We start from the raw sequence: 10,813 nt of genomic DNA, 5'->3' as shown, positions 1-10,813 counted from the left end.
GTGCCACTGGCGCTACCGGCTCAACTGGAGCAACGGGTGCAACCGGCTCGACCGGAGCGACCGGCGCTACGGGTGCAACCGGCTCGACAGGTGCGACCGGAGCCACCGGTGCGACTGGAGCAACGGGCTCGACCGGTGCGACCGGAGCTACCGGCTCGACTGGAGCTACCGGAGCAACTGGCTCGACTGGGGCGACTGGAGCAACGGGTGCGACCGGCGCCACCGGCTCGACCGGAGCGACAGGTGAAACCGGAGCAACGGGTGCTACCGGCGCAACGGGTGCCAAAGGCTCGACCGGAGCGACCGGCGCAACGGGTGCAACCGGCGCAACCGGCTCGACGGGTGCCACCGGGCCGGGCGGCGCAACGGGCCCGACCGGAGCGACCGGCCCCGGCGGCGAGACCGGTGATCGCGACAAAGGCAACAACGGCCATGGCAATGATCCTGACCACAACGACAGCAGCAATCCTGGGAAGGGACATTCCAACGATGGCACTGATGCCGATGGCTCGCCTGGCCATCGCACCGCCGCGGTCACGGCCAACTCGCTCGGGCTCAAGGACACGACGCAGTTCCTGCAATCCGGCTCGACCGACAGTGATGCCGTCAGCCATGCGTCGTTCCGTCAGCTTGTCAGCCAGGCCGCCGGTTCGGTGACGACCGACCTCCTGAATGTTCTCAACACGATCAGGGGATTTGGTCAGAACCAGAACAAGCCGTTGGGTGCAAGCACCGACCTGACCTCGGATCAGAACAAGCAGGGTGCCGGCTTCGCCAATAGCGACGACACGGTGAAGAAGGCGCTGAAGGATATTCTGAAGCCGCATGACTGAGCATGAGTGAGCAGGAATGGCGACCGGACAGACGACGATAGAAACCGGTCCAAAGCTGAGAAGCGGGCGCGCGGGCTTTGCCGAAGGGCAGGGCCCGCGCGTTCGGCCTTTCCGAGTGGTTAAGGGGCTCGCGCGACCGACCGCCGTGGAGTATCATCAGCGCCCCCAGAGATTCCGGCGGAAATGGTCCGCCCCGGGCAATGTCGAACCACCGCCTGCCTACCCGAAGGGGAGTCCATGGTGAACGTTCCTGGGAGTGCTGAAGTCCAGCCTGTGGAGCTGCGTGCCGGGACCGCGGCCGACCCGACCGGCATGCCCAGCGGCACCAGCGAAACGGGGCAGAGCCCCGGTGGCCCCGCCGAGTTCGACCAGGTCGGGCCGCGCCTCAAGGCGATGCTCCGGGTCGCCCGCTATCACGGTATCGAGCTCGATCCGAACGAATTCAGGGCAGCGAGCGCAGGCCCGTTTCCAAGCGCTACCGACCTGTCGGAATGGGCGCAGAACGGCGGCATGTGGTCCCGCGCAGTGCGTGTTCGCTGGTCACACCTGTTGCGCTTTCAAGATACCGGACCGGTCGTTCTCTTGTTCAGCGACGGCGGCGCCGGTCTCCTCACCGGGGCGAGCGCCGAGCGCAACGTGGTCTTCCTCAAAAGTCCGGAAGCGCCCGACGATGGTCCATCCACCGCTGTCGACGAGTTGCGCCTGTCGCAGGTGTGGACGGGCGAGGCGGTGCTGCTGCGAAACGCGCGATCCTATGTTGCCGCGGATGCGCCTTTCACCCTTCGCTGGATCGCCGAACTGGTGCGGCTCGAAAGCCGGCCGCTTCGCGACGTGGCCATCGCCTCCTTCACACTCAGCGTTCTGACCATTTTGCCGCCGCTCATCGTCATGACGGTGGTCAACAAGGTATTGCAGTTCAACAGTGTCTCGACGCTGTTACTCTTGTCGGCCATAGTCGCTGTCGTCTTCGCATACGAGACGCTCCTGGGCCACGCGCGGCGACTGATCACCAACGTCGTCGGAGCCCGCCTCGACACCAAGCTGCAGCTGCACGTTTTCAGCCGCCTCTTGCGTCTGCCGCTCGACTATTTCGAGCGCCACCCCGCCGGCGAGACAATGTACCACCTCGCGCAGGTCTATCGAATCCGCGAGTTTCTGACAGGCAAACTGCTCAGCACGTTCCTGGACCTGATCACCCTGTGCGTGCTGCTGCCGGTGATGTTCTATATCAACGTGACGCTTGCCTGGATCGTCGTTGCCTGCGCAGCGGTGATCATGCTGATCATCCTTGCCTTCCTGAAGCCGCTGCGCCGAAGGTACCAGCGGGTGATCGAGGCCGAGACCTGGAAGTCGGCGGCGCTGGGCGAAACCGTTGTCGGCATTAAGACCGTGAAGGCGCTTGGTCTCGAGCCGCAACGCAAGGCGCTTTGGGACGAGCAGGTGGCGGAGGCGGGAAGCGCGCGCCTCTCCTTCGGGCAGTTCGCCAGCTGGCCGCAGACCCTGGTTACGCCCATTGAACGCGTAATGGTGCTCGGCACCATGCTGATCGGCGCCTATCTCGCGATGAGCGACAGTTCCGGCTATATGGTCGGCGGTCTGTTCGCCTTCATGATGATCTCCCAACGCGTCGCGCAGCCGCTGGTCGGGTTGGTGCGGCTGATCGAAGACTACGAGGAGGTGGGGGCGGCAATCGGCGAGGCGGCATCCGTCCTTAACCGGCCGTTGGAGACGAGTTCGAACTCCCTCGGTCTGCGGCCAAGGCTCCTCGGCGAAGTTACGTTTAGCGATCTGACGTTCAGCTACATCGGTACCAAGACGCCCGCCCTCGACCGGGTCAGCTTCCACATTCCGGCTGGGACCATGTTCGGCATTGTCGGGCGGAGCGGGTCGGGAAAATCGACCATCGCGCGGCTGCTGCAGGGGATCAACCGGGATTACAGCGGGTTCCTGAAGCTGGACGGCGTCGACCTCAAGGAAATCAACCTGCGTCATCTTCGCCAGGGGCTCGGCGTGGTCCTCCAGGACAATTTCCTGTTCCGCGGGTCGATCCGCGACAACATCATCGCCGGGCGCGCAGGCTTGACGCTGTCCGATGCCATGCGTGCCGCGCATCTGGCCGGCGCGGAAGAATTCATCGAACGCATGCCGAACGGATACGACACCTACATCGAGGAAGGTTCGCCCAACCTTTCGGGCGGTCAAAAGCAACGGCTGGCGATCGCGCGCGCCCTCATCCACGATCCGACCATCCTCATTCTCGACGAGGCCACCAGTGCTCTCGACCCGGAAAGCGAAGCGGTCGTCAGTGCCAATCTCATGCGCATCGCCAGCGGCCGCACCATGATCATCGTCTCGCATCGGCTGTCCTCGCTCACCGACTGCGACCAGATCCTGGTCATGGAGCAGGGCAAGGTTCTCGACGTCGCTTCGCACACCGTCCTGCTCGAACGATGCGCGCTCTATCGTCAGCTGTGGTCGCAGCAGAACCGACATTTGGACAATCGCGGCGGCCGGCCGGCGGCCGTACCGCCGCGATTGGTTTGACGATGTGGTGCCGCAACGGGGTCGAGATTGAAATGGTGGTTCTCGCCAAAGATGAGTTGGATAACAAGGGCCGGTAAGCCATGAGTAGCACCTCGCTCACCGTCCGCCAGGCTCGCTGGCGCCGAGCGAAAGCGAACGATCCGACGACGCCGGCCATACTCGAGTTCCAATGGCCGTCGACTGCCGTCTCCAATGCGCCGATTCCTCGGTCGGCGCGCGGCATCGTATGGATGATTTCGAGCCTCGTGATCGTCTTGATCACCGTGGCCGGACTGATACCGGTCGACCAGGTCGTGACGACGAGGGGGCTCGTGGTTTCACAATCGCCCAACATCATCGTGCAGCCGCTGGAGACGGCGATTGTCCGCTCGATCGAAGTGCGCGAGGGACAGCATGTGCAGGCCGGCCAATTGCTTGCGCGCCTCGATTCGACCTTCGCCTCGGCAGACCTGCAGGCCTTGGCCATGCAGGTCTCTACGCTTGAGGCTGAAGTGGCACGGTTGAAGGCGGAGGCCGACGGCAAGGAGTTCAACTATGACGGCCTCGACCCCAGCTGGACCCTGCAGGCCTCGATCTTCGAGCGCCGCAAGGCGGTCTACGAGGCTAAGCTGGAGAATTTCGATCGGCAAAGCGATGAACTCACTTCCGTGATCTCGCGCGCGCAATCTGATGCCGCTGGCTACCGGCAGCGGCTCTCCGTCGCGGCATCGATAGAACAGATGCGCAAGCAGCTGGAAGAAAGGCAAGTCGGGAGCCGCCTCAATACCCTGCTGGCCGAGGACAATTCGGCCGAAATGTCGCGCGCGCTCGGCAACGCCGTGCAGACGGCGGAAGCTGCCAGGCGCCAGCAGGCTGCGGTAGCCGCCGACCGCGCCGGCTACATTCAAGGCTGGCGCGCGGAAGTCTCGCAAGGTTTGTCGGAGGCGAGCTCTCGCATGTCCGACGCGCGCGAGCTCTTCAACAAGGCAAAGCTGCGCAAGCAACTGGTCGAGCTGAAAAGCGAAGGAGATGCCATTGTCCAGTCCGTGGCAAAGGTGTCGGTCGGCTCGGTCCTGCAGTCGGGCGAGCGCCTGATCACGCTGGTGCCCGCCAAGGCGCCGCTCGAGATCGAGACAAATGTCGTCGGCCGAAGCAGTGGCTTCGTCCATGTCGGCGATCCTGTCGTCATCAAGTTCGATACCTTCCCCTATTCGCAATACGGCCTCGCTCACGGCACCGTGCGCACGCTCAGTCCGGATTCCTTCTCCGCTCAGGAGCAAGCCCGCGATCCAGACAGTTCGCTGGCAATGCTGCCCTCGAACACAGAACCGTTCTATCGGACGCGCATTTCCATCGATCAGTTCGCGCTGCATGACGTACCCGCCGGGTTTGCCCTCACCCCCGGCATGCCGGTGACCGCCGACGTTCAGGTCGGCCGGCGCACGGTGCTCAAATACATGCTTGGGGTGATGCTCCCGATCGGTCAGGAAGCGATGCGCGAGCCGTAGTCTGCAGCTCAAGAGGAACCGGAGCAGCCAGAGGCTGGCATCGATGACAATTCTGGATCGCCTGACTGGTTTGGCTAGCCCATCCGTAGCATTGCGAAGGGCGACCCAGCTTGCTGAAAATGGCAAGCCCACCGAGGCCTTTCCGCTCTTCGCCACGGCTGCGCGTGCGGGCATAGGCCAGGCCGAGTATCGGGTCGCGCGTTGCTATCTCGAAGGTTCCGGCGTGCCGCCCAGCCGGGCAGAGGGGACGCGCTGGCTGCGGCGAGCAGCGGATCACGGGAGCGCTGATGCGCAGGCGCTTCTCGCCGCACTTTACGTGACCGGGATGGCGACAGCCGAGGCTGACAAGGGCTCCGAGTCGGAACGCCTGTTCGTGGAGGACACGACGAGCGAGCCAGACTTTGCGTCAGCGCTCGACCTTGCCACGAAGGCGGCCGAGGCCGGCTCCGCCACCGGCCAGGCACTCCTCGGCTACATCCTGACCAGCGGTCCCGAACCGATGCGCGACGCGGATGCTGCCTGTAAGTGGTACGAGCGGTCGGCTGCGGCCGGCTGCGCCGAAGGAAGCCTTGGTTTTGCCCTTTCGCTGGCACGGCGGGGTCTGTCGGCAGACCGGTCCAGGATTGCCGATGAGGTCCGGCGGGCGGCGGACGCTGGCTTGCCGACAGCGATCTATCTTCTCGCGATCCTGACCGAACATGGCCTCGGTGTCGCTGGCGACCTTGCTGGCGCGGTGCGACTATATCAGTCAGCTGCGGAGAAGGGGCTTGCTGCGGCCCAATTCCGATTGGGTCTGGCGCTTGTCGACGGGAGCCTCGGCGACCAGGATCCTATGGCTGGAGAGGCCTGGATACGGCGTGCGGCATTGGCGGGTAATTTCGAGGCGGCGAATCTCCTCGGCGATCGTTACGTGAAGAGCCGGCCGCCCGACTTTTCAGAGGCGGCAATTTGGTATCGTCGTGCGGCCGAGGGGGGGCACCAGGCCGCCGCCCGTGCGCTGGCCTCTCTCTACCTGACGGGAAACGGTGTCGCCAGGGACGAGCAAGAGGGGGCGCATTGGCTGCGCACCGCCGCAAGCAGCGGGAACCGGGCAGCGCAAGTCGATCTGGCCAATCTTGTTCTTCAGGGAGCCGGCGAGCCGGACGATATCACGAGCGTAGCGGGGTGGTTCGAGGCGGCCGCATTATCGGGCGACCTTATCGCCGCCTTCAATCTCGGGCTATGTTTCGCCAAAGGCGTCGGCGTGCACCAGGATGAAACTCGCGCCGCGCAATGGCTGAGGCGCGCGGCTGAAGGCGTGGCTGAGGCTCAGTACATGTATGCGCGCATTCTCAGGGACGGGCGCGGCGTGGCTGCCGACGCGCAACAGGCTCGTGCCTGGTTTGCCCAAGCGGCCGAAGGCGGCATGCTCGATGCGCAAGTGGCACTTGCTGAGATGCTGCTCAATGGCAGCGGAGGCAAACGCTCTCCCGAAGCCGCAATACAGCTGTTCCGACGGGCTGCTGCCGACGGACATGCCGGCGCAATGTTTGCTCTCGGCGCGCTGCAGAGCTCCGGCGAGGGACTGCCGGTCGATCACGTGGCGGCGCAGAAATGGTTTGCGGCCGCGGCCGAGCGTGGGCACGGGCAGGCCCAACTGATGCTCGGCCGATATTTCTCGAAGGGCCTAGCCGGAGAGCACTACCCGGCAGTCGGCCGCCTTTGGCTCGAGCGAGCGGCGGCGCAAGGTCTTGAGGAAGCGGCCGACGAACTTTCCGAATTGGCCGGCTGAGGCATTCACTGCCAAGGCTTAGCACCGGCATCGGTCGCGCCCGACTACTGCGCGCCGGGCGTCCACTCAGGCAGCGGCGCTAGGCTGTGGTTGAACTGTTTCCACCACATGGACTTATCGATCTCGCAGCAGGCGAGAAGCAGGTTATGCGCCTTCTCGAAAGCCTGGGTAGCGATTTCATCAAAGGTCATCTGCGCGTCGTACGGGACCGACACCACCAGTTCCTGACCGGTTTGTGTGCCGCCTTCGTCGACCTGAAGATAAAGCCAAACGACGAAATGCGCGCCCTGGCCATTCGCGTCGGCGTTGCCGATCTTGATGCGGTCGATGCCTGCTGCAGTGACTTTCATGCCGAAGTCCTTCATTTTGGGATTCATGGAATTCCAGAAGTTCGCAGCAATCAGAAAGGTTCCGGGACCGCTGTTCCTATGGTGAAGCATTGATAAAGAGGTACCACCTGGCTGCCGGGCGGGGGCGCAAGCGGCCACGCGCGCACAAAGCCCTGGTCGCCCGATCGTCGCCGACCCAGCAGCGGTCGTTCGCCGATGCGCGTTGCGATGGCCGCTGACGGCGCGATCTAAGACAATCCAGCGTCTTGCCCTGCTGGCGGCGCCGTCTGATGGCGAGCCAGGAACGCGCCTTGCCAGCGAAGTTTCGCGCGTCGCCCCCGTCGACCCATCAACCGCGCTGCGAAGGCTTGTTAGCGGTCATTGCAACGCACTGCGATGGCACGCGTTTTATTGATTGGGCAGAGCGGTGACCCTTGTGAGCACCGCTTCATAGGCTGACAAGTCGGAGGCGATTAGGTGGCTAAGTTCAAAGAAGCCCTTGAGCGCGGCAAGAAAGCTCCTCGCCAGCAAAAGGAGGATGCGAATGCCACGGTGCCGGATTTTGGCACCCAAGCCAGGGCCTGGCTGGACGATGTCGTTGTTGCGTCGTTGGTAGCGGCCAAGGCAGAAGTGTCGGGCGAGATGACCATCGACATAGACACCGTTCCGCGGGGCCGTGACAAGGCGCTGACGCCCTCTGTTCGGTTTCGAATCTACCGAAAGCCGGAAGTGAAAAACACCGCCGGAAGGGTATTCACCGTCAACGTTCACGTCAGTGGGGAGGTGTCGGTTTCGTCACCCGGTATGGTCGCCGAGGATGTTGGAAATATAGGGAACAGGTCCGGCGAGAGGTTTCGCAATTTGGTTGTCAAGCTCATCGAAGACGCCGCTAGGGACATGAGCTAGCCCGACTGTCATGCTCGATTGGTCGACCCGGCCGAGGAGATCCCACCTCAGCTCGGCCTTCTGGTCGTCAGGCAGAAAATCTTTCACCGTCAAGCGTGATCTCGATAGTGACGCCGGCCGGGTCCCAGTTTCGCTCGACTCGGCCCAACTGGCTCGCGGCGACGCGGACCAGGCGGCTCCCGAAACCTTCTTCTTCGGTTGCGACGGGAGGTGGTCCTCCAACCTCTCGCCATTGAATAAGCACCTTGCCGTCCCGATTGGCGCAAGCGATCTCTATTGAGCCGGTGGCCGCCGAGAGGCTGCCATGTTTGGCAGCGTTGGTGGCGAATTCGTGCAGCAGGAGGGAAAGCGGCGTGATCATTGCCGCAGGCACGGGGATATCGATGCCGGTGATCGCGAAGCGGGGATGCTCATTGGCCACATGGCGGTATGGCGCGAGGATCGCGTTGACCAATGTATGCAGGCTCGCGGAGACCTGAGCAGAGCGGCCATCCGACGTGAGCATCGTCAGCGCATGCGCCCGCGCCAAGGCACCGAGGCGGTCAGACACGATCGAGGCGAGCGCCGCCGGCGTTTCGGCGGTCGAGGCGCTCAACTTGATGATCGAGCTTGCGATGGCGAAGAGGTTCTTCACACGGTGGTCCATCTCGCGGAGCAGTATCTCCCGCTGCTCTTGTGAGCGCAGCCGCTCGGAGATGCCGCGGGCGATCTTGGAAGCACCGACAATTGTGCCCGACGCGTCCGCGATGGGGGAAACTGTCAAAGAGATGGGAACGATACTGCCGTCCTTGCGCAGGCGAACGGTCTCGAAATGCTCGACATGCTCTCCATCTCGGATGCGCGCCAGAATCTCCCGGTCCTCGTTCTGGCGATCGGGCGGTATCAGCAACATGAGCGAACGACCGATAATTTCCGCGCGGGGGTAGCCGTAGAGACGCTCGGCGCCACGGTTCCAGTCCGTGACGATGCCGTCCGGATCCGTCGCGATGATCGCGTCATCTGAGGATTCGACAAGCGCGCTTAGCCGCGCTGCAGTGGTTTCCGCCTGGTCCCGTTCGATCGCAAACCCGAGCTGGCGGGCAATGGTCAACGCAAGTTCGCGTTCACGATCGGTGAAGCTATGGGGTGCTGGGTAGTAGACCATGAACTTGCCGATGAGCTCGCGGGAGCTGGCAAGCGGGATAAAGGCCAGCGCTTCGATGCCTTCGCCGAGGACCGTTTCGATGAGTTGCTGAGATTCACCGCTGAACCGAATATCCTCGACAAAGATGGGCTTGGCGTCGCGCTGATCGCTTGTCCACGGCGTGTGGCCGTTGACAGCCTTGCGGTATTCTTCAGACAGTGAGCGCCACGCGACGAAGCTCATGACGCCGTGATTGTCAAATTTCAGGATCGAGGCGCGCGACGAACCGAGGGCGTCGCATATGGCATCCAGGGCCGCATCGTAGATCTCGACGAGGCCATGGGCGCGGTAAAGTCGGTCGGTGAGGCGAAAGAGGACGGTTTGCTCGCGGGCAATATCGCCGTCGGCTTGCTCACGCTGGCCGCGCCCTGTGGCCGTAACACTCATAGCCCCTTGCTGCATCGAGTCCTTGACCCAATCGCCTAACGCAGCACCGCGTCGATCGCCTCTTCGACCGCCGGGTACGATCCCCGACCACGCTCGACAATATGCGCTTTGCGCGGTTTCGCAATAGGACTTGTCGCCTTGCGGCGCGGCGGCTGGTGTCGCCGACGAGCCGCGAGCGGCGCCCGTCTAGCGGCTTGAGCCAAATGGCAATTCGCCTAAGCCACGGGCAATCCCAAATCAGGTGCGCTACCAGGCCGCGCCGTACTCCGACGCTCGCGGCATTTAAAGCTTCCGCGGCCGGCCCAAAACGGAAGCCTCGCGCGCAGACTAGCGCCTCAGCGCCTTTGCTTGGCAATCCTGCCGGCGATCGCCGCGCCCTGGATGCGCGCATTGGCGAAGCAGCCTCGAATGCTCGGCCGCATGCCGGTGAACCAGAGGCCGGGCAGTTTCGGGTCGTTCGCCGGGCCGTTGAACAGCGGCACTCCCTTGGCATCGAGCACGCCGAGCCTGCCCACCATCGCCTCCAGCCCGGTGCGGTAGCCGGTGGCGGCAATGACGATGTCAGGCGCGATCGACTGGCCGCTTTCGAGAACGACGCCGTCGTGCCTGAATTCCTTGACCTGCGGCACGACGATGATGCGGCCGGCCTTGATCGCGTCGACCGCACCGTCATCGGCGGCGATCGCCGTATAGTCCGAGCCGAGGCGGCTGGCGCCGCCCGACGGGGCGGGGGGCAGGCCGTACTTCCCGAGATCGCCGAAGACCAGCCGCTGCGTCGCCGCCATCACCGCATCGGCAAGCCGGGCAGGCAGTCTCGCCATGACGGGCGAGAAACGATGCACGGCGATCTTGCCGATGCGCTTGGGCAGCAGCGACGGCCCGTTGCGCGCCGAGAGCCACATCTGCCCGGTCTCGACCCCGGAAAGATGGTTGAGCGCGTCGAAGCCGGAATTGCCGGCGCCGACCACCAGCACTTTTGTCCCAGCATAGTCGCTCGCCCGGCCGAAATGCGCCGAATGGACGATCTTGCCCGAAAAATCCTTCATGCCTTTCCAGGCCGGGATAAAGGGTTGTCGGTCGCGCCCGGTGGCGATCACCACGTGGCGCGCCGCTCGCGGTCCCGTGCTGGTCTTCAGCAGCCAGTGATCGCCGCGGAAATCGATTTCCTCGACGACGACGCCGAAGGCGATCGGCAGCCGGTGCGTCCGGGCGAAGTCGTTGAACAGGCGGATCACCGCGCTGCGGTGCGGAAAGGCGGGCGTGCCTTGCGGAAATGAAACGCCGGGCAGCGTCGAGAGGTCGCGATGCGTGTTGAGATGCAGGTTCTCATGGCGGTGGTGCCAGGGCTCGGCCAGCCGCCCCTCGCGCTCGAG

General features: G+C 63.9%; 7 protein-coding genes and 1 pseudogene. 5 read left to right on the top strand and 3 right to left on the bottom strand.

Annotated elements, in window-relative coordinates; translation table 11 throughout:
• From EOA49_RS26780 to EOA49_RS26765, 4 genes and pseudogenes are all read left to right on the top strand, one after another.
• A pseudogene (locus EOA49_RS26780) lies at positions 1-833 on the top strand (hypothetical protein); the annotation flags it as partial.
• Between the two features lie 237 nt (positions 834-1,070).
• A complete protein-coding gene (locus EOA49_RS26775) occupies positions 1,071-3,377 on the top strand; it encodes a peptidase domain-containing ABC transporter (protein ID WP_127239615.1) in 2,307 nt (768 codons plus the stop codon).
• 80 nt (positions 3,378-3,457) lie between these two features.
• The gene (locus EOA49_RS26770; protein WP_127243446.1) at positions 3,458-4,864 is read left to right on the top strand and encodes an HlyD family type I secretion periplasmic adaptor subunit; all 1,407 of its coding nucleotides are present in this window, start codon (positions 3,458-3,460) and stop codon (positions 4,862-4,864) included.
• Between the two features lie 43 nt (positions 4,865-4,907).
• A complete protein-coding gene (locus EOA49_RS26765; RefSeq protein ID WP_095826409.1) occupies positions 4,908-6,635 on the top strand; it encodes an SEL1-like repeat protein in 1,728 nt (575 codons plus the stop codon).
• A 44-nt stretch (positions 6,636-6,679) separates the two neighbouring features.
• Here the strand turns inward: EOA49_RS26765 and EOA49_RS26760 are convergent, their stop codons facing one another.
• Complete coding sequence (locus tag EOA49_RS26760) at positions 6,680-7,000, bottom strand: hypothetical protein (protein WP_127215447.1); 321 nt, start codon at positions 6,998-7,000, stop codon at positions 6,680-6,682.
• 441 nt (positions 7,001-7,441) lie between these two features.
• Here EOA49_RS26760 and EOA49_RS26755 point away from each other — a divergent pair, with 441 nt between their 5' ends.
• Complete coding sequence (locus EOA49_RS26755) at positions 7,442-7,870, top strand: hypothetical protein (RefSeq protein WP_067330644.1); 429 nt, start codon at positions 7,442-7,444, stop codon at positions 7,868-7,870.
• Between the two features lie 67 nt (positions 7,871-7,937).
• Here the strand turns inward: EOA49_RS26755 and EOA49_RS26750 are convergent, their stop codons facing one another.
• Both EOA49_RS26750 and EOA49_RS26745 read right to left on the bottom strand, forming a co-directional pair.
• Positions 7,938-9,440, bottom strand: coding sequence for a PAS domain S-box protein (locus EOA49_RS26750; protein ID WP_164747040.1), 1,503 nt, complete (start codon positions 9,438-9,440; stop codon positions 7,938-7,940).
• 335 nt (positions 9,441-9,775) lie between these two features.
• Positions 9,776-10,813 (bottom strand): NAD(P)/FAD-dependent oxidoreductase (locus tag EOA49_RS26745; protein WP_164749293.1); only part of this gene is annotated, 1,038 nt, incomplete at its 5' end.

The organism is Mesorhizobium sp. M1A.F.Ca.IN.020.04.1.1 (assembly GCF_003997315.1).
GTDB lineage: Bacteria > Pseudomonadota > Alphaproteobacteria > Rhizobiales > Rhizobiaceae > Mesorhizobium.
This window is presented reverse-complemented; position numbering and strand designations above follow the sequence as displayed.